This is a genomic window from Rhodobacter sp. NTK016B (assembly GCF_017303295.1).
Classification (GTDB): domain Bacteria; phylum Pseudomonadota; class Alphaproteobacteria; order Rhodobacterales; family Rhodobacteraceae; genus Pararhodobacter.
The window spans coordinates 54390-72817 of sequence record NZ_JAFKOK010000005.1; the positions used below are offsets into that span (position 1 = coordinate 54390).

21 protein-coding genes are annotated in these 18428 nt (G+C 66.1%); 3 read left to right on the plus strand and 18 right to left on the minus strand.

All coding sequences use genetic code 11. From position 1 onward, the window contains the following. Positions 1-250: 250 nt before the first annotated feature. From JI664_RS07860 to JI664_RS07890, 7 genes are all read right to left on the minus strand, one after another. Positions 251-1450 carry a hypothetical protein gene (locus JI664_RS07860; protein WP_207013174.1) on the minus strand — a complete coding sequence of 400 codons (1200 nt, stop codon included), beginning with the start codon at positions 1448-1450 and terminating at the stop codon, positions 251-253. Then, positions 1443-3893: a phage tail tape measure protein gene (locus JI664_RS07865; RefSeq protein WP_207013175.1), complete on the minus strand. Its 2451-nt coding sequence runs from the start codon at positions 3891-3893 to the stop codon at positions 1443-1445. The genes JI664_RS07860 and JI664_RS07865 overlap by 8 nt, the downstream gene beginning before the upstream one ends. After that, positions 3890-4045, minus strand: coding sequence for a DUF7697 family protein (locus JI664_RS07870; protein ID WP_422662635.1), 156 nt, complete (start codon positions 4043-4045; stop codon positions 3890-3892). The genes JI664_RS07865 and JI664_RS07870 overlap by 4 nt, the downstream gene beginning before the upstream one ends. An 80-nt stretch (positions 4046-4125) precedes the next feature. Further along, positions 4126-4617, minus strand: a complete 492-nt coding sequence (locus JI664_RS07875; protein ID WP_127110237.1) for a hypothetical protein — start codon at positions 4615-4617, stop codon at positions 4126-4128. Between the two features lie 2 nt (positions 4618-4619). Continuing rightward, entirely contained in the window at positions 4620-5564 is a 945-nt protein-coding gene (locus JI664_RS07880) for a phage tail tube protein (protein WP_127110235.1), read from the minus strand. A 28-nt stretch (positions 5565-5592) separates the two neighbouring features. Further along, positions 5593-6009 (minus strand): acyl-CoA transferase, encoded by a 417-nt coding sequence (locus tag JI664_RS07885; RefSeq protein WP_127110233.1) that lies wholly within the window; start codon positions 6007-6009, stop codon positions 5593-5595. A 301-nt stretch (positions 6010-6310) separates the two neighbouring features. Beyond that, positions 6311-6832, minus strand: coding sequence for a Crp/Fnr family transcriptional regulator (locus tag JI664_RS07890; protein WP_207013176.1), 522 nt, complete (start codon positions 6830-6832; stop codon positions 6311-6313). A gap of 69 nt (positions 6833-6901) precedes the next feature. Here JI664_RS07890 and JI664_RS07895 point away from each other — a divergent pair, with 69 nt between their 5' ends. After that, positions 6902-7489, plus strand: a complete 588-nt coding sequence (locus JI664_RS07895) for a hypothetical protein (protein ID WP_127110229.1) — start codon at positions 6902-6904, stop codon at positions 7487-7489. 94 nt (positions 7490-7583) lie between these two features. On the opposite strand, the gene JI664_RS07900 is transcribed toward JI664_RS07895, so the two are convergent. The 9 genes from JI664_RS07900 to JI664_RS07940 form a co-directional block, all read right to left on the minus strand. Then, positions 7584-8216: a DUF6441 family protein gene (locus tag JI664_RS07900; protein ID WP_207013373.1), complete on the minus strand. Its 633-nt coding sequence runs from the start codon at positions 8214-8216 to the stop codon at positions 7584-7586. A gap of 5 nt (positions 8217-8221) precedes the next feature. Then, the gene (locus tag JI664_RS07905) at positions 8222-8533 is read right to left on the minus strand and encodes a head-tail joining protein (RefSeq protein WP_207013177.1); all 312 of its coding nucleotides are present in this window, start codon (positions 8531-8533) and stop codon (positions 8222-8224) included. Positions 8534-8544: 11 nt separating this feature from the next. Beyond that, a complete protein-coding gene (locus tag JI664_RS07910; RefSeq protein WP_207013178.1) occupies positions 8545-9567 on the minus strand; it encodes a major capsid protein in 1023 nt (340 codons plus the stop codon). Positions 9568-9633: 66 nt separating this feature from the next. Next, the gene (locus JI664_RS07915) at positions 9634-10014 is read right to left on the minus strand and encodes a head decoration protein (RefSeq protein ID WP_207013179.1); all 381 of its coding nucleotides are present in this window, start codon (positions 10012-10014) and stop codon (positions 9634-9636) included. A 109-nt stretch (positions 10015-10123) separates the two neighbouring features. Continuing rightward, on the minus strand, positions 10124-11599 hold the full coding sequence (locus JI664_RS07920; RefSeq protein WP_207013180.1) for a S49 family peptidase: 1476 nt from the start codon (positions 11597-11599) through the stop codon (positions 10124-10126). Then, positions 11599-13095, minus strand: a complete 1497-nt coding sequence (locus JI664_RS07925) for a phage portal protein (RefSeq protein WP_207013374.1) — start codon at positions 13093-13095, stop codon at positions 11599-11601. The genes JI664_RS07920 and JI664_RS07925 overlap by 1 nt, the downstream gene beginning before the upstream one ends. Next, complete coding sequence (locus JI664_RS07930) at positions 13095-13304, minus strand: phage head-tail joining protein (protein ID WP_207013181.1); 210 nt, start codon at positions 13302-13304, stop codon at positions 13095-13097. The genes JI664_RS07925 and JI664_RS07930 overlap by 1 nt, the downstream gene beginning before the upstream one ends. A gap of 11 nt (positions 13305-13315) precedes the next feature. Further along, complete coding sequence (locus JI664_RS07935) at positions 13316-15337, minus strand: phage terminase large subunit family protein (protein WP_207013182.1); 2022 nt, start codon at positions 15335-15337, stop codon at positions 13316-13318. Beyond that, complete coding sequence (locus tag JI664_RS07940; protein WP_207013183.1) at positions 15285-15854, minus strand: hypothetical protein; 570 nt, start codon at positions 15852-15854, stop codon at positions 15285-15287. The genes JI664_RS07935 and JI664_RS07940 overlap by 53 nt, the downstream gene beginning before the upstream one ends. A 117-nt stretch (positions 15855-15971) precedes the next feature. Between JI664_RS07940 and JI664_RS07945 the strand changes: the two genes are divergently transcribed. Both JI664_RS07945 and JI664_RS07950 read left to right on the plus strand, forming a co-directional pair. After that, positions 15972-16184: a DUF6900 domain-containing protein gene (locus JI664_RS07945; protein WP_207013184.1), complete on the plus strand. Its 213-nt coding sequence runs from the start codon at positions 15972-15974 to the stop codon at positions 16182-16184. Positions 16185-16198: 14 nt separating this feature from the next. Then, positions 16199-16768: a DUF3489 domain-containing protein gene (locus tag JI664_RS07950; RefSeq protein ID WP_207013185.1), complete on the plus strand. Its 570-nt coding sequence runs from the start codon at positions 16199-16201 to the stop codon at positions 16766-16768. A gap of 11 nt (positions 16769-16779) precedes the next feature. Here the strand turns inward: JI664_RS07950 and JI664_RS07955 are convergent, their stop codons facing one another. Next, on the minus strand, positions 16780-16989 hold the full coding sequence (locus JI664_RS07955; protein WP_207013186.1) for a DUF7220 family protein: 210 nt from the start codon (positions 16987-16989) through the stop codon (positions 16780-16782). After that, positions 16986-18248 (minus strand): site-specific DNA-methyltransferase, encoded by a 1263-nt coding sequence (locus JI664_RS07960; RefSeq protein WP_207013187.1) that lies wholly within the window; start codon positions 18246-18248, stop codon positions 16986-16988. Before JI664_RS07960 ends, JI664_RS07955 begins: the two co-directional genes overlap by 4 nt. Positions 18249-18428 lie beyond the last annotated feature (180 nt).

Below are 18428 nucleotides of genomic sequence, written 5' to 3' on the forward strand. Positions count from 1 at the left end.
GGTTGGCGCAAGCACTTGCACCATCTTGTCTTCACGCAACGCCGCGAGCGCTACAGTGGCTTTGAACTTGACCGAAAAACCGCGTCTCGTGGTCATAGGTGTATCCCGTCAAAAGCGTTGGATAAAGGTAGCGTCCGAGACCTCTGGCAGAAATGTTCCGATCCGGAAATGCAGCCCTTTGTGCCCCGAACCCTCGTAGAACATCGCAGGCATTTCCGCGTCGTGGCTGCAGACAGTGCCGCACCCGCCGTCACTCCCCCACCTCGACCATTGGCAAGGTCAGCTCGCTGGCCACCGCCCCATGCTGGATCTCCACCCGATCCGCGTCCAGCCGCACGCAGGTCAGGAAATGCACATTGGTCCCATGCGGCACCGCTTCGCCGAGGTTCGAGCTGAGCGTCAACCTGTGCTCGGCACCGTCTTCAGCCGCAGCGATGATCGAGCGAAACCGCAGGCCCCCCGGCATCTCCAGCATTATCCTGCGCCCGACATACGAGGCGATCGGCGCAACCGGTGCGACCGATGCGATCGGTGCGACGCGCATGAGGACCGATCCCGAGGTCATGGCGGCGCGAAGCTGCAACTCGTGGCCCCAAGTCGGCAACCAGAAACTCGCCTGGCGGCCGTGCAGACTGTAGAGCCACCGGCGCAGCGCCCAGCGCGCCGTCGTGCCCTGTGCCTTCAGCGTGATGGCCTCACCGCGCTCGAAGACATCGCGGAGCGGCTCCACCACAACGGGGCCAAAACCGTTGTCGACATACTCGACTGCGCGCCGCAGGCTGGCGGTCAGCGGACGCCGCACAAGGCTCGGATCGGTCTGCACCGGGCGGCCGAGGTAGCTCGGCAATACCGGCGCGGTCAGATCGGGCGCATCCCGCAGCAGGAAACTCGCGGTTACGGTTCCGTCTCCCTGCCGGCGGCGAGCAATCTCGACCGCCGAGGTCAGCACGCCCGCGCGGATCGGTGCAACCGTGATCCGTCCTGCAGCGATCGACAGGCCGGGCAGCGGCAGGCCCGCCAGCGGCAAAATCAACGGCTCCGCCAGCATCAACCGATCCGACTGAACCGTGTCGATCGCCACCGGAACCACCTCGCCCCCATCCAACGCCACGGCCACCAAACCCCCGCCGCGGAAGTCAGACACAGAGGTGTCGAGCAGGATCTCCGTCGCCCCTTGATCCATATCCACCACCGGCTGCACCGCCATGTGCCAGAGAGGCACGTTGCATTCCCCGGCAAACCCAGCCCGCGCCAGTTCCGCGACGCGCGCCATGCCCAGCGCATCCAGCCGATGCCGGACGGTGATAATCTCGCGGGGCAAGGCCCTCAGCGCAATCCGCTGCTCGCCCGCGCGCGCCTGCAGCACGTCGGTGCGCCATTCGAGCACCTCGCTGATTTCCTGCGCTGCAGGGAAGGGCCAGAGCAGCGGCTGACCACCATCGTCAGGCATTGAGCGCACCCCTGTTGCGGCGGATCACATTGAGGATCGCCCGCTCGCCTGAGGGCGTGGCGAGATAGTCCCCGACCACCGAGGGGTCGAGCACATTGATGATCCGGGTCGACGGGGCCGCCGCTGGAGCCGTGGCATCGCCGTTCATCTCAACCCCGAGCCGCCCGCCGCGGCCGCGCCGCAGGGGCAGAATGGCCTCGGGCCCGGCCTCGCCCATCAGCCCGATGCCGCGCGCGAAGGGAAACACCGTCGGCCGGTTGACCACGCCGCCTCGGGCGAAGGCGGTGAGTTGCTGACCGCCGGCAAAAACGCCGCCCCTCGCGAACCCGAAGAGGCTGGCAAAGAACCCACCCCCGCCACCGCCCCCGGACAACGCCCGCATCAGCGCGTTCTCGATCGGCTGGAAGGCCAGCTCGATCAGCCGGGCGGCGAGGTTCTGGGCGATGCGCGAGATGGCACTGGCGAAGGTCTCCCAGGTGAACTCACCCGACTTCAGCGCGTCCTTGATTGGCCCAAGGATATCTTGCGCGAGACCTTGAGCGATCTCGCGCGATCGCTCTTGTGCTGCCCCCACCGCGTCGGCGGTAGCCTCCCAGGCGTTGCGCGCTGTATCGGCGGCCTCGCGCAGGGCTTGGCCAGCCCCACGACCAGCCCCGCCCGCGCGCCCCGCGGCTTCGCCCGCAGAATCAAGCGTCTCCTCCAACCCTGCCGCTGCCACCTGCGCCGCGTTCAGTCCGGCCTCGGCCTCGACGCCAGAGACGGCAACGGCCTCGCGCAGGGCTGCGATGGATTCCAGCGGCGCGGTTGCGGCCTCAACCACACCGGCCAGCGTTTCGCGTAGCGCCTGTGCCTGACCGCGCGCTTCCTCCGCCGAGGCGCCAAGCCCCAGATCCGGCAGCGCAATTGGGTCGGCAGAGAAGGCCGCCTGAAACGCCTCACGCGCCTGCGCGCCAGCCTCCGCGGCAGAGCCCGCAAACGGGTTCTCAACACGGCCGAGCTCCAGAGTGCCAATCAGCGAGATCCGCCGCTCGATGCCCAGCGCCTCGAGACCAGTGTTGATCCCCTCCAGGAACCCGTTGATCCGCTCACCGACACCGTTGAGCATCGCCTCGACACCCGCGATCAGCGCGTTCGCTGCCTGGAAGGCAAAGTCTCCAATGACGCCGGGCAGGGCGCCCCAGAGTACCTGAACCGCGCTGATCGCCCCCTCGAACGTGTTGAGGACGCCATTGCCGAAGTTCACCACGGCTTCCAGAGACGCCTGCAACGCCTCGGCAATCGCGGCCTTGATCCCAGCCCAGCTTGCCATGACCTGCAGACCCATGGCGGTGGCGCCAAGCTGTATCCGCTCCCACACTTCCCAGGCCAAATCGCCGAGAAGCGTGAGCGCATTCCCAAAGCCGCCCGCTCCGCGCACCAACCGCCCGAACCAGAGGATCAGCTCGCCCGCGGCAACGATCAGCCCGACAATCGGCAGGCGCAGCAGCGCGCCGCGCAACACGACCAGTGCCATGGCCAGCCCGCGCACCGAAACCGCCGCGGCCAGTTTCGCCGCGACAAACCGCCCAGCCATCAGGGTGGCGATCCCCGTCGCATAGGCGCTCAGCCGTCCGAGGTTCTCAAAAAGCCCCCGGATCGCGATGCCCAACGGCCCGGTGGTCCGCGCCACTGTTGCCATGGCATTGGCCACAGCTTCCAGCGCGGGGGCGGCAGCGACGGCCAGCTGGTTCGACAGACCCCGCCAGATCAGCCCCAGCCGTGAGATCGCGTCATTGGTCCGCTCGATCTGCTCGGCATCCTGCTCGGAGACCACGACGCCGAAGTCTCGCACATCCTGCGTCGCCTGGCGCAGCGTGGCGGTATCGATCCGCGCCATAGCGATCGAGCCTTCCTCGCCGAAGAGCTGACCGGCGACGGCCGCGCGCTCGGCGACCGGCACAAACTCCGCAATAGCCGCATTAATCGCGCCGACGCGCTCATCGAGCGGCAGGGCCATCAATCCGCTGGCCGTGAGGCCAAGCCGCTCCAGCGCATCAGCCGCGGGTCCTGTCCCAGCCGCGGCCTGGCTCAGCCGCCGGGTCAGATCCTTCGTCGCCTGTTCGATACCGGACATCGACACGCCTGCCAGTTCGCCGGCGCGCTCCAGCGTCTGGATGGAGGCAACCGTGGTGCCGAGCGACTGGGCGAGCTTTGCCTGCGCATCGACAGTTTGAAGTCCGGAGCGGATCATCGCCCCGCCGGTCGCTGCGGCAGCGGCGACGGCCGCAGCCGCCACCAACCGCACGCGCCGCGAGAAGGCTGCGAGCCGGGCGTTGGCTGCTTCCATCTCGCGCCCCAGACGACCAAAGCCGCGCGAGCCGGCCTCGCCGACGCCTTCCAGCTCCGCGCGAACCTGGCGCCCGCCGACGGCAGAGAGGCGGACGGAAACGCGTTTCTCGCTCATCGGTCAGAATCCCTGCTGTCTTCCATTTGTTCGTTGAGTTTGCGCGCCATCACCGCTTCAAGAACGGGGAGGAATTCGGCGGCGGCACGGCGATCAACGCCCAGCGCTTCGGCCATGGCGAGGGCTGCATTCATATCCCACCCCAGCACCACCCCGGGCAGAGCGCGGATCTGACCCCCGAGGCGGTCAGCCAGATCCCAGACCTGCCAGCCTTCCCAGGTCTGGGGGGCGTTCAGGATTTGCGGGCAGTCTTTGCACGTGGCGCCGCGGGGCTCGCAGCCCTCGCAGGGCCCGCCGCCCTCGCATGGTTCGCAGGGCTGACAGGCGGCGCAATAGCGATCGCCCCCGCCGTAGACCCAGTCGGCGAGGGCGCGGAGGCGTTTTTTTCTGCGTCCAGCTCCAGCCCCTTGGCGACATAGGCCAGCTGGAAACGCTCGAAGATCGGCCAAATGTCGAGAAGAGCAGCAATCCCCTCCGGGCTCACAGGTACCGGCACGCCTTCCGCGTCACCCACACCTTCCCAGTCGGTGATCGCGCGCTCGGCCAGTGCCTTGCCAAAGATCACCGCGATCTCGTCGTCGCTGGTGCCCTCAGGCAGGGTGCGCACAGCGGGGTCGCTGCGACTGGCGACCATCAGCGCGGTGGTTAGGGGCTCGACACGGACGCGCACGCCGAGGCCAAGATCGAGCCACCCGGGCTCGCGGGCGAGGTTAAGACGCAGCATGCTCAGTATTCCTCAACAGAGTTGATGAGAGTGACGGTGGCCATCCGGCCCAGCGTAGCGTCGCGCGCGGCCTGCCAGTCGAAGGTGGCTTGCACGCCCTGTGGCCCGGAGATCTCGATGCGCGGGCGGGGCAGGTAAACCGCGTGGGCGGTGAGCGTCAGGCTGTCGCCGGAGGGCAGGATGTAGCCAAAGGTCAACTCGCAGGGATCGCCGCTGATCGCCTGGTCGACCAGCACCTGGTCGGCAAAGCGCACTTCAATCCGACCGGTAAGAGCAGCAATCGAGGGGTCCGCGCCGTCGATGCGCCCGTCCGAACGGATGGTCTCCACCCGGTCAAGACTGTTGGCATAGGTGATCTCGGCCGACACGATGTTGCCGAGGGGGTTGCCGTCGCGGGTGATCGCGCCGTTGAAATGCCCGAACCGCTGCAGGCCGAGATCGGCCAGCGTGCCCGCGGCAGAACTTGTTGCTACGCTCTCGCCCTGCGCGACCAGGCTTGCCGTTGCGGTCAGCAGGCCAGAGCGCTGCATCTGCCAGCTGAGCGTGTCGAGCACGCAGCCAGAATAGAGCGCATAGCGTGGCACCTCGGGCATGCCGGTCTCGATCGACAGGGACGGCAGGGTCCAGCCGCCGGTGCGGAACTCGTGGGTGAAGGGCCCCGGTGCGATGCCTGTGGTGGCCGGCTGCCCGAACGCCGCCTTCAACCAGAAGCCAAAGGCCTGGGCGTCGATGGGCACGACGACGTTGCCATCGACCGTCACCGCATCCTTGATCGGCGGAAGCGGGTCGCGGCCGTAACCCAGCAACTCGCTGTTCAGCAGCGGCTGCTCGGCCCCCAGCGTCGCACTGGCAAACGGCATCCGTGTAAAGCCGCTCACCGGCGGGGTGCCATAGGTCGTCTCGAACGCAAGCGCCATCTGCGCCCGCGCCCCCTGGGCTCGTGCCATTGGAATTTCCTCAGTTTGTTGGAGCGTGTCAGGCCAGCGGATCGGCCGTGGAATAATGGAGCAGCACCGGGATCACCGCGGCCTTCAGAGCCGCCGCACCCTCGACGGGCAGATCGACCGGGCGGGGCGCTTCGGCCTCGACCCAGTCGCACAGGCCACCCAGCGTGCGGTCGGCCGAGAGAGCCACGCCGATGCCCGCGCAAAGTGTGCTGAAGGCCGCGTCGCGCGCAGCACCCTGCACGACCGCCTCGATCTCGGCGCGGTGCTGGTAGTGATACCGCAAGGGCGAAAGCGTCACGCCGGGATCGCCCGGATCGCCATCGCGCAGGATCAGAAGACCGGCGGGTGGGACACGCTCGGGCAGGATATCGCCGCGCAGGACGGTGGCGGACGACGCCTGTAGCAGGGCGTGCAGCGCGGTCAGTATGGTTTCGCGGGAGGGCATTGTCTGTTCCAACAGGGAGGGGCTGGCCGAGGTTACGGGAGTATTTTTGCCCGTTCGTCATGCTGCGGCCTGCTGCACCGCTCGCGCTCCGATACGCTGAACCGGCAACCTGAGAGGTTTTGCCAAGGATTCTGACCGAGCAGACTTGGTGACATTGGTCGCGCAGTCAGGAACGACTGTTCTTGACCACGATGTTAAAGGTAGGGGTTATTATCCGAGGACAGCCATTGAAGAAAAACGCAGCGACGGCCGGCTCAGAGCCCAAACCCACCGACTTGATGTGTCGAAGCGATTTCTGACTTTAGTGCTTTCGCCGAAGAGCAAGCTCTCGATATAGCGCGGGTTGCGAAACTCCAATCGCGTTTGCGACCCGAATCCATTCGCCCTTCGCTGGCTCACCGTAAAGGTCTAGCCATGCGTCCAGCCTGTCTGCCACGCGACGCAGCCGCAGTATTTCGATACGTGCCCTTTGGCTCTGAATCTCGCGGGCATTGGCATTGATCAGAGCAAGAGCTGAATCTGGCGATTCTCGGAGTGACGCTAGGAAAGCCGAGCGGGGCATGCATGCGATGACAGCCCGTTCCCGGACGACCGCATCGCAGTGGTAGGCGTCCGCGAATATCGAGGCTTCCACAAGCATCATGCCAGCTGATGCAATATGCAGCGTCAGCGTGGTGCCGTCTGCCAACGGTCGCTCCAAGGCAATCTGTCCTGACCGCACAAGATAAATTGACCGCACGGGATCTTCTCGCCGGAACAGTGTTGCGCCTTCATCAATGCTGCGCACCGGGGCGCCATCAAAGGATTGCTGCCAACTCGACATGATAGAAATCATACTTGGTTTTGTTGGCAGGTCATAGGGTCAACCTGAAAACACATTTCGGAGATTCCAATGCGATTTGAGACTGCCATTGCCCTGACCATTCTTGTTGGCACAGCCACCACTGGCTTTGCTCAGACGAGCCAGATGGGTCACTCGCCTACAATGGATCACAACGCGCATATGCAGAGCGCGACACCGGGCGGCTCGGTGCTGACCGAACCGGGGCAGGGTGCGTTCGCCGCTTTGTCCGAGATCGTGAGCGTTCTTGAAGCCGATCCCCAGACTGACTGGTCACGGGTCGATCTGGGCGCCTTGCGCTATCATCTGGTCGATATGGATCGCCTGATTAGCGGCACGGTGGTGGAAGAAACCGAATTGCAAGACGGCCTTCGCGCCGTCGCCACCGGTGACCCGGATACACTGGCGACCCTTCACCGGATGGTGCCTGCCCATGCGGCACAACTGGCAACTGATAGCCGTTGGATCGTCGCTGTTTCCGAGGACGATGTGAGCGTTACGCTGAGCGTCACAAGTGAAGATTCCTCCGTCGCAGCGCGGATTCAGGGACTGGGCTTTTTCGGTCTGATGGCGAGCCAAGATCATCACCGAGCACATCATATGATGATAGCACGCGGAGAAGATCCCCACCGCCCCTAGTAAGGCCCTGAACGCGACCGAACCGCGCGATGATCGAAAGCCGACCTTATAGCGAAAAGAGGCAAACTGCCGCAACAGACTGCGCCGTTGTTTTTCAACCCAGCCGCCCCTCCACCCACCTCGCCACGATCAACCCCGGCACGGCCTCATGCGCCCTCGCGGCCTCCCTCGCCAGATCCAGCCGCTTGCTCAGCTTGACCTGCGGTACCAGCAGGAAGATCGGCACGGTGGTCAGCCCGCGCCCGGTCTTTGACCGCGACGCCACGGCGCGGCCCTTGGTGTTCAGCCGTCCTTCGGCCACCAGCAGACTTGGCCCCGTCCGCCGATAGATAAAGCGCAGGCGCAGCCCGGTGCGGCGTTCCCATTCGCCGGGCGTGATCCGACCTCCGCGGCTGGACTTTCCCGCTGCCGGGGTCGGGATCGCCAGCCAGAACCCGGTCTTCGAGCGGATCAGCGGGCCGGTATCGTGGGCCCCGATGATCACCGGGGCTTTGGACCAGACGAGGGCCGCTGCCTCGATGCTGTCACCTGACCTCGGGAATGTCTGGTTGCGGATCGAGTTGCCAAGCCGCTGGCCCAGACCCGCGCCGGTGATCTGCGCGCGCCAGGCGGTCTTCAGCCCGGTCCCCGCCTCGCGCATCGCGGCGGTCACGGCGCGTTCTCCTGCCGCCACCTCGGCCGCCATCATCGCGACAATGTCGGGGTCGATGTCGAGCTTCAGCCTCATCGCCATCACACAGGCCTCAAATCCACCGTCCAGACCAACCGCTCGCGATCACGCACCGGCTCGCCCTGAATCAGAAACCCCTCGCCATCGATCTCGATCCGGTCGCCGGGGCGCGGGTTCGCCGCTTCGGCGACGCGCAGGTCAACCCGGGTCGTCTCCGACCAGAGCCTTGCCTCGCCAAAGCCGGTGATCTCATCCGCGCGGCGCATGACGACGCGAATGAGGACCGGCGCACCCCCGTCCGCGATGTAGACCGCGTCGCGGGCGATGTTGGGATCGGCGAAGAGATTGTCGATCGCCGCCGCGAAGATGGACATGCGCGTGCCCGTCAGTTCGAGCTGTGCAGTCGGATTGCGAGGCGCGGGCGTTTGTTGACCGGCAGGATCGAGGCCTCGGTCATCAGATCGATCCAGCGGCCCTTGGCGTCGATCATCTGGCGGGCATAGAGCGGCAGGCCGATGGTATTGGCGGTTTCCAGCAGGTTTGCCGGCCCGCCATAGGTGGTGAAGGTATCAAACGTGCCCATCGGGAAAGCGATGCCCTCGCCGGTCGGGATCAGCCGTTCCGAGGTGCCGTTTGAGAGCGTGACCGAGCCGTTGTATTCCTCGAACAGGATCCCGGCGAAGGGGAAAGCGCGGCGCATGTCGTCGCGCAGCGGCTGGCCACCAGTGGCGGAGAAGAACTTGTAGGCGTCCTCGGTCTTGGGGTGGCTGATCAGCTTGTCGAAGAACTCGGAGCTGACCAGGGCATGAGCCGTGGTCATCGTCTCGCCCATCAGATTGTCCTCGATCGCGCGCAGTGTCGTGCGAACTTTGCCCTGGACGTTGGTGGTCGCGGTGCCAAAGACGAAGTCGACTTCGATCTGCGCCAGCCCGAATTCGGTGAAGTAGTTGTAAAGCGTGGTGCCCGCGCCGTCCTTCACGATGCCGCGCAGCGCGTTCATCTCCATGTACTCGCGGGTCTGGGCATGCTTGCGCCGCATCAGCGTCAATTTGCGGTTCATCACCTCGACCAGAGGATCGGCCGCGTCGGACAGGCCCAGCGCGGGCATGCCCTGGATGTCGGCGGGCAGGATGACGTCGTCATGCGGGATCCAGGGCAGCGCAAAACTGCGCATCGAGCGCGCCTCGCGATTGCCGACAGTCGCAGGGGCGCCGAGCGGTACCGAGGGCAGGAGGCTCAGCACGCCTTCTCGCTGCTCGATGACGATGGAGCGCTGGGAAACCCCTTCGAAGCGAAAGAGGCCGAGCTGGCCGAGGCGGGTATAGAGGTTGGGCAGGATGTTGATGGCCTGCGTCATCTCGGCAAGCGAGTAGCCGCCCGCGTCGAACGGGTTGCGGGTGATGGTCATGAGGAACTCCGGGGCGAAGAGGTCAGATCGGGGACAAAGGATCGATGCGCAGCGCGATGGGTTTGATCAGGCGGTGTCGCGCGGAATGATGCCCAGCGCGGTCAGTTGCCCGAGCTTGGTGTCAATCTTGGGCGCGTCATCGACGCTGGCATCAAAGGCGAGGGCCACGCGCGAGACGATGGCGGGGCCGCGGGCCAGCAGGATGCCGATGCTATCGCCACCGGTGGCATCGACGGCATAGAGCAATACGCCCAGCGCGGTTTCGGAACCGTCCGCTCCGGTGTCAGGCGAGAGGGTATATTTGCCGCTTGCGGTGATCCGGCCGAGCACGGAACCGACGGGATAGGCGGTGCCGGCGAGCAGGGTGATGGTCTCGCGGGTGTAGTTCGGGTTGACCTCATATTTGAGGACATCGCCCATTGTGGCGGGCTGGGTCAGGACTGTCATGGTGAGGGTTCCGTGTGCAAAAGGTGCAAATGGACAGCCCCCGCCGGGCGCACCGCGGCGGGGGATCAGTCAGGCAATCGGTCGTTGAGGCGCGGTGACGCCTCGGCCGTCAGCCGCGAGTGCCGGTTGCGGCGGCGCGCTTTGCGGCCGCGACGATGGGGCTTTCCTTCGACGGCGGCAGGATTGGTGAGGGCGCGGCAGCAATCACGTCCCGAGCATCGGCCGCGGCACTGGCGCGCTCGAGGACGAGGCGGCGCAGCGCTTCCGGCATCGTGCCTTCGCGAAGCGCCTTGGCCGCGTCGATGGCGATGCCGAGCCGGCCCGCTTGCGCCGCGATCTCGGCGATCTCCGCCGCCGCCTCGCGTACCTGCGCCGAGATCTCCGCCAGATTGCCCGGTTGTGCCGCTGCAGGGACAGGCGCCGCAGATGCGGCCGCGGGGACTGGTGGTTGTGCGGTTGCTGCTGGCGCGGTGTCCGGCGCTCGATCGTCATCATCGGCTGGCGCAGCACCCGCGGTGTCGCGTGCACCATCCCGCTGCACATCATCGATGCCCTGTTGTGTCGCATCTTCATGGTCAGGCGCATGGGTCATGGCTCTCTCCTTTTGTGGGCCGGTTTGCGTGAACGTCTGGCGCTGTGCACTTGTGCTGGCGCGCACAATCGCCGGCCGCTGTTTGCCCGCAACCAGCTGCCGGAACGCCGCAAGGCCGCGCGCCAGATCGGTGACCTCATCAGCAAGCCCGGCAGCGACGGCATCAGCCCCGCGATACGTTGCTGCCTCCGTCGCCATTGCGCCGTCCTGGCTCAGCCGACCGGCGCGCCCCGCTGCCACGGTCTCCGCGAAGAGAAACCGCAGCACATCGATCTCGCGCTGGATGTCGTCGCGTACCGCGACTGGCAGCGGGGCATAAGGATTGCCGTCGATCTTGTGGGATCCCGCATGGATCAGGGTGACGCGCGCGCCCTGCTGATCGAGCTGGCCGCTCAGATCGGCGTGCATCACCACGACGCCGATGCTGCCCACCGCCCCGGTGCGGGGCAGCAGGATGCGGTCCGCCTGGGAGGCCAGGGCATATCCCGCCGAGAAGGCGTGTTCCGCAACGAACGCCCAGACCAGCTTGGCGCGCCGCAGGGCGCGGATCCGATCCGCAAGGTCGAACACTCCGGCTACCTCGCCGCCGAAACTGTCGATCTCCAGGGCGACGCCGCGCACCGCGGGATCACTGGCGGCCACCTCGATTTGTGCGGCGATCCCCTCGTAACTGGTCTGGCCCGAGGACTGGCCAATCCAGCCGCCGCGGTGGATCAGCACGCCGGAGATCTCGATCACGGCGATGCCGTCCACGACCGGGAAGGGCGCGTCGCCATGCTGGTGCAAGCTATCGGCCAGCCCACCGGCCAGGATGCTGGCGCGTGGGGGCAGGTTTGCGGCGCCGAGCACTTCTGCCTCGCCGCTCAACCCTGTCATCTCGACGCGGCGCCCGAGGATGCGCGGCCCGAGACCTGAGAGGAAGGCCATGGCCTTGGACGGCTCAACCAGCAACGGCGTGTTGAAGGCGCGCGCGGCAATGCGGGCATGGAGCATCACGGTTGGTCCTCTTCCTCGCGCGGCCGGTCGTCTGCGCCGTCAGTTTCATCTGGCTTGTAAGGCTCATCTCCCTCTGCCGGCACAGCCTGCACGCCCTGAGCAGGCGAACCGGGCCGGCGGAAGTCCAGGCCGAGGATTCGTTCGCGGGCGCGTTCCGCGGCAATCTCACGGTCGACCTGTTCTGCGTCATAGCCGCGCTCAGCGATGGCCTGCGTGCGGGACTTCAACCCCGCCTCGATCTGGGCAATCTCGGCATTGGCGTCCTTTAGCGGATCAACCCAGTCCCATTTGGTGGGCAGCCAGTCCGCCGTGAGCAGACGCGACCGATCCGCCTCATAGCGCGGCAAGGACAACGCCCCCGACAATACCGCCGCATCCATCCAGCGCGCATAGACCGGTCGGCAGAGCTGCCAGACCATGACCGCATGCTGCCAGGCCGAGACCCGGCGGCGGAACTCGATCAGGGCCAGGCGCGAGTTCGAGAAGTTGCCCTTCACCATGTCATTGGCAAGATAGGGATAGGGAATGCCGAGCGCTGCCGAGATTTGCAGCAGGGTTCGGTATTGGAACGGCTCATACGTCCCGCCGCTATCCGCGGGTTGGCCGACGGTGACATCTTCGCCCGGATCAAGGCGCACAATCTGACCGGGGCTGATCTCAACACCGGCGGGGCCGTCCTCGTCGTCTGCGGGGGCGAGGGGGTTCTCAGGCGCGGGCGAGGTCACGAACATCGCGTACATCGCCGCCACTTTCTTGCGGTCAAGCTCGGCGTCGTCATACTGATCGAGCAGAAACAGCTTCACGATCGCCGGTGCCAGCTTTGAGACCCCGCGCAGCTGACCGCCCTCGACCGGGTCGATCACATGGATCACCTCGGCGGCGGGCACGCGGACGATGTCACCGGCGAGCCCCGGATCGGTGCTGTCACCGGGATGGCGGCGCAGGAAGTGATAGGCGACCCGCCGACCGATCCGGTCGAACTCGATCCCCTGGCGGATGGCATTGCCATTGGCAGCAACACTGGTCTGCTCGAGGGGCAGCATCTCCGCGGGTAGCATCTGCAGTTGCAACGGTACACTGAGCCCGTCACTCGCTCGGCGGGGTCTGATCCGAAAGAACACCTCGCCTGCGATGAACACCTCGCGGGCCGCGCGGCGCTGCAGTCCGTAGAAATCCGTGAGCCCCTCGGCATCGGCCTCGTCGGTCCAGGCGAGCCACAGGCGCTGCAACTCCTCTTTGCGGGCCGCGTCCGCGATCTTCGAGATCGGCTTGATCCCGTCGCCGACGGTATTGGCGGCCCAGCTCTCGACCGCGTTCACCGCATAGCCATTGTTGCGTACGAGCCAGCGGGCGCGGGCGGTAATGTCGGGCCCCGAGGCCGCGATCAGCGCGTTGACATGGGCGCGCGTGGCGCGGAAGCCGCGCAGGCGACGGTGGTGCTGGCCGGCATCGAACCCGCCGATGAAGGCGCCGAGACGTTGCCGCCAGCTCATCACAGATCCTTCGACGCAAAGGGGCGCAGCACTCTGCGGCGCGGCCGGTCGAATGCTGCAATACGCCGTTCGAGATCGGAGAGGGCTGCCGCCAGTTCCACGTCCGAGCCATAGGTCACCGTCTTGCCGTCATAGCTCACAGAGCGTGTGCCACTGTAGCGCGCGGCCAGCAGCGCGCTGTGGCGGGATTTGAGCTCATCAAGGGTCATCGGGGATCCGGTCAGTCCATGTATCGCGGCGTGCTGATCTTCCAGCTGCGCCGCCGCGGGGTTGCGATGCGCCCGGCTTGCGGTTCGGACGGTTTCTCTGGCTCTGGGTTCGGCGCAACTGCGACGGTCTCCACCCCGGCCTGCTTCTCGAGCTGCCGCCACATCCGCTCGTCAAAGCGATCGGCGCCGAGGATCCAGGCGGCCGCCCGGGCATAGACCCGCGTGTCGAGAGCCTCGTTCCTCTCGCGCAGCTTCTGCCATTCCTGGCGGGCATAGCCGCGCCGGTCGCGGATCGTGACCAGCTGCTCGCCCACCAGCTGCTTGAGCCATTCGCTGTCCGCCCAGTCCGGCAGGTGGATCGTGCCGGCAGGGATGGGTGCGTCTGGTTCAGGCGGGCGTTCCAGCCGCAAATACCGATAGGTCTCGGCCTTGAAGGTGGCGGTGGCCACTGTCCAGAGCCGGGCGCCGCGTTTCAGCTTCCGCCCGTTCACCGTAGCATCGACGAAGGTCGGGCCCGACACCGGCGTTGCCCGGTTGAAGCCCTCGAGCCCCTTCACGGGTGCCACCTGCGCAATGCCCTGCTGGCGCGCCCAGCCATAGACGGCGGCGGATTCGTAGCCAGTGTCGATGGCGAGCTTGGCGATCGTCATGATCGCGCCGTTCTCGTGCGTCCACGTCTGTCCCAACAGCGCGGTCAGCGCGTTCCAGCAGTCCGGATCGTCCGGCCCGCCCGGGATCACGATGTGATCGACAAGCCAGCTTTGCAGACCGCGGCCCCAGGCCCAGACATCAACCTCGATGCGATCCTTTTGCACATCGGCGCCCGCCGTCAGGAACAGCCCGTCTGTCGGGATCTGCGCTGCGAAGGCTTCGCGCCGATCCGCCAGGCGCTGCCATTCCGGCGCCTCACCGCTCTCAATCCAGGTCTCGCCCAAAAGCGTGTTGCGCGCGGCGCGCAGCATCTCGTCCGAGCCCTGCGCGGCCAGCCAGTCGCGCGCGATCTGCTCCCAGCTCTTCCAGCCGATCGGCGAGTAGAGTGCAGAGAGGTGGAACCCCAGCGCCTTGGGGTCGGTTGGCACCGCCGTCGCCCGCCATTCGCCCCGTGCCAGCATCTCGGTCTTGTGGTGCTCGGCAATGGGGTGCTCACAGCCTTCGCAATGATAAGCCGCCGTTTCCGGGCGCCCCCTGGCCCAGCGCAGGCGCTCGAATTGCAGCCATTGCTGATGACCACAATGAGGGCAGGGCACGAAGTAGCGCTGCTGATCTGAGGCTTCGAATTCCCGCTCGATGCGCGACAGTCCCCGGATCGTCGGTGTCGAGACCATGAACACTTTGCGCCGATGCGCAAAGGTCGTGGTGCGGGCCTCGGCCAGCGTAACCGGGTCGCCTTCCTCGTCGGCCGAGGCCGGATACGCATCGACCTCGTCGAGAAACACATAGCGCGCGGGCATTGAGCGCAGGCCGGTGGCCGAATTGGCACCCGTGAGCACCAGGATACCGCCCGGAAACTCTTTTGACAGCATTGAGTTGCCGGCATCGCGCGAGCGGGCAGGGTTCACCCGCTCCTTCAGCGCCGGGCTGTCGTCGATCAACGGGTCAATCCGCCCGCGCGAGCTGCGTTTCGCCATCTCGACCGTCGGCAGCACCGCGAGCATCGGCCCCGGCGCGTGGTGGATCACGAAGCCGATCCAGTTGTTCCCAGCTTCGGTCGCACCAACCTGCGCGGCCTTCATGAACGAGATCCGCTGCGCCGGGTGGCTCGGCGACAGCGCGTCCATGATGGCGCGCAGGTAAGGCGTGCGCGCCGTGCGGTAGCGTCCCGGTTCGGCCGAGGCCCGCGACGACAACCACCGGTTCTGATCCGCCCACTCCGACACTGTGAGGTCCGGATCGGGCCGCATGCCGCGGCGCCACGCGCGCAGGATATCCTCGGCCCCGTCAAAGCCGAGGTCGAGATCCTCTGTCAGATCACTATAACTATCAACTGAGGCTGACCCGGAGGTCTGCCAGGGCGTCGAGCTGCTCTCGGACATGGGTTTCCAGCACCCTCTGCAGGATCGCAGTCTCGAGTGTCACGGGTGCGCCTGAGGCCTTCTCCATCTCTGCGGACAGCTGCGCCGCCATCAGCGCCGCCACGCGGGTGGGCCAGGTGACCCAGACGTCGCGCTCCTGGCGCGCAAGGCGAAACACCAGCGTTTCCGCCCGCGCCCGATCAACCAGCACGCCCTTCTTCTTCTGGATCGACAGCTGGCGTTCTTGCGCCTGGTAGACGGTTAGCGCGGTGCGGGCTTTGAGGTAGGACGAGGTCTCGCCGGGGCCCGAGACGTTGTTGCCGCCAAGGCCAACGCTATCGCTGCTGCTGCCCAACCCGCCCCGTGACCGCATTTGCTGATCCGGATCGGTCATCGCACCGCGCCGGGCATCCGAGGCGGCCGCGTCGATCGACCCATCGGCAAACAGCACCAACCGGCCGTTCTTGCGGGCCTTCTGCACCGCCCCGCGCGAGAGCCCGGAATGGGCAGCGTAGGCTCGCTCACTCATTCCCTCCATGGCACTGACAGTTCCGGTTAAGGCAATGATATTGCTTGTTATTCAGTTGATTGAGTTCCGGGTAAGAGCGATTCTGACTGTACCAAAACGAAACAACTCAGCCCCGGAGAAGACGCCATGACCACCAAAACCGCAGCCCCCGCCGAAGCCGCCGCCACCGCCGCCACGCAAGCCCTGCTGCAGGAGATCGCCGCCAGGCATCTCTTCCTGGAGACGCTGGACACGCGCAACGCTGACAGCCTCGACTTCCATGATGTTGCGGTCTGGTCGATCCGCGCCGCGCTGGAGGCCGCTTACGCCGCGGGCCAAGCGGCCTCTCGCGAAGCCTGAGCCCGGAGGACGTCATGACCAAACTTACCCCAACCCAAACCACCATCCTCGGCCGCGCCGCAGCCCGCCCGGGCAATCTGGCCCTGCCGCTCCCCGAGCGGCTGGCCGGTGCCGCCGCCAACATGGCTGTCGCGCGGATGCTCGAGCTCGGCTGGCTAGAGGAGGTCGACGCTGACATCCGCCGGGGCGAACCACTCTGGCGCGAAACCGGCGATGGGCATGGCACCACGCTGATCGCCACCGAGGCCGGGCTCGCAGCCATCGGGATCGAGCCGGTCGTGCTGAAGGCCGTGGCCGGATTGCGCGGGGAGAACCCACCGGCGCAGCGCCAACCCACCGCGATTGGGGCCTCCGATGCCGCGAAGCCAGTGGCCATCCGCAGCGGCACCAAGCAGGCGCAGATCATTGCGCTCCTTCAGCGTCCCGAAGGTGCGGCCATCGCCGAGATCGCTGCCGAGACGGGCTGGCAGGCTCACACCGTGCGCGGCGCCATCTCCGGTGCGCTGAAGAAGAAGCTGGGCCTGCTCGTCACGTCGGAGAAGGTTGAGGGGAGAGGCACTGTCTACAAACTCGACGACGCCTGAGCATTTAAGCGTCAACGGCAGCGCTCGAACAATCGGCGCAGCGTGTACGTGCGCAAAAGCGAAATCCCGGTGAACAGCGCGCCGATCGACAGGTTCTCGCCGAGGCTCGGATGCAGGCCGAACCACGGGAACGCCACGATCTGTGTGACGACCGCCAGCGCGTAGCCGACCGCAACATTGGTGGCAGCCTCAACCAAAGACAGGAGGCGGGACTGGCTCATGCCGCGAGCCGTTCGGCCTTGAGCGCCGCGAAACTCTCGCCGGTTTCCACTAACAAGGCCTCTTTCCCGGTGAAGGATTGCCAGCGCTCGATGGCCACATCGACATAGGCTGGGTTCAGTTCGACCCCGAAGCAGACGCGACCAGTCGTTTCGGCTGCGATCAGCGTGGTGCCGGATCCCATGAACGGCTCGTACACCGCCTGACCGGGACTGGAGTTGTTCAGGATCGGGCGCCGCATGCACTCGACTGGCTTTTGCGTCCCATGCACGGTGTCGGCATCCTGATCGCGGTTGGCGATCTGCCACAGCGTTGTCTGCTTGCGATCGCCCGCCCAGTGACCCTTTCCCTTGGCACGCACCGCGTACCAGCAAGGCTCGTGCTGCCAGTGATAATCGCCGCGGCTCAGCACCAGCCTGTCCTTGGCCCAGATGATCTGTGACCGGATGGCGAAGCCCGCGGCGATCAGGCTCTCAGCCACAGTCGCCGCATGCAGCGCGCCGTGCCAGACATAGGCGACATCGCCCGGGAACAGCGCCCAGGCCTCGCGCCAGTCGGCACGGTCATCGTTTAGAACCTTGCCGGTGCGCTTGGTTTTGGCAGAACCGGCTTGGTTGCGCCAGGACGGGTCGTATTCGACACCGTAAGGCGGGTCGGTCACCATCAGCATCGGCTTTACGCCCCCGAGCAGTCGCCCGACCACGTCGGCCGTGGTGCTGTCGCCACAGATCAGCCGGTGCGCGCCGAGCTGCCAGAGGTCGCCGGGCACCGACACCGGCGTGACCGGGAGCTCGCGGACCTCGTCCTCGCCTTCGATCGGGCCATCGCCGCCCAGCGCCTCGGGATCCCGCAGCAGGGCGTCGAGATCCTCGTCGCTCATGCCGAGCAGCGACAGATCAAAATCCTCCGCCAGCAGCCCCGCGATCTCGTCACGCAACATTGCCTCGTCCCAGTCGCCGAGTTCCGTCAGCTTGTTGTCGGCAATCCGGTAGGCACGCCGCTCGGCCTCATCGAGGTGACCGAGCCGGATCACCGGCACCTCGGACAGCCCCAGCATCGTGGCGGCCAGCACGCGGCCGTGCCCGGCGATCAGTTCGCCATCGTCGGCCACCATACAGGGCACGGTCCAGCCGAACTTCGCCATGCTGGCAGCGATCTTTGCTACCTGGTCGTCGCCGTGCATCTTGGCATTGCTTGCATAGGGGCGCAGCCGATCGATCGACCACGTCTCGATCTGGCTCGGCACGAAGACGAGGTCCATGGGGCAAGTCTCTATGAGGTGAAAGGTGTCTGGCCCAACGCTGCACCGGCACGGCGAGCGGTTGAAAAACGGTCCATGATGTCGGGAAAACAAAAGCGCCCGCGAGGGGGATCCTGCGGGCGCAACTCTTCGATGATCAAGGGATAGGTCAAGGGGGGCAGCTTTGTCAAACCATTTTTG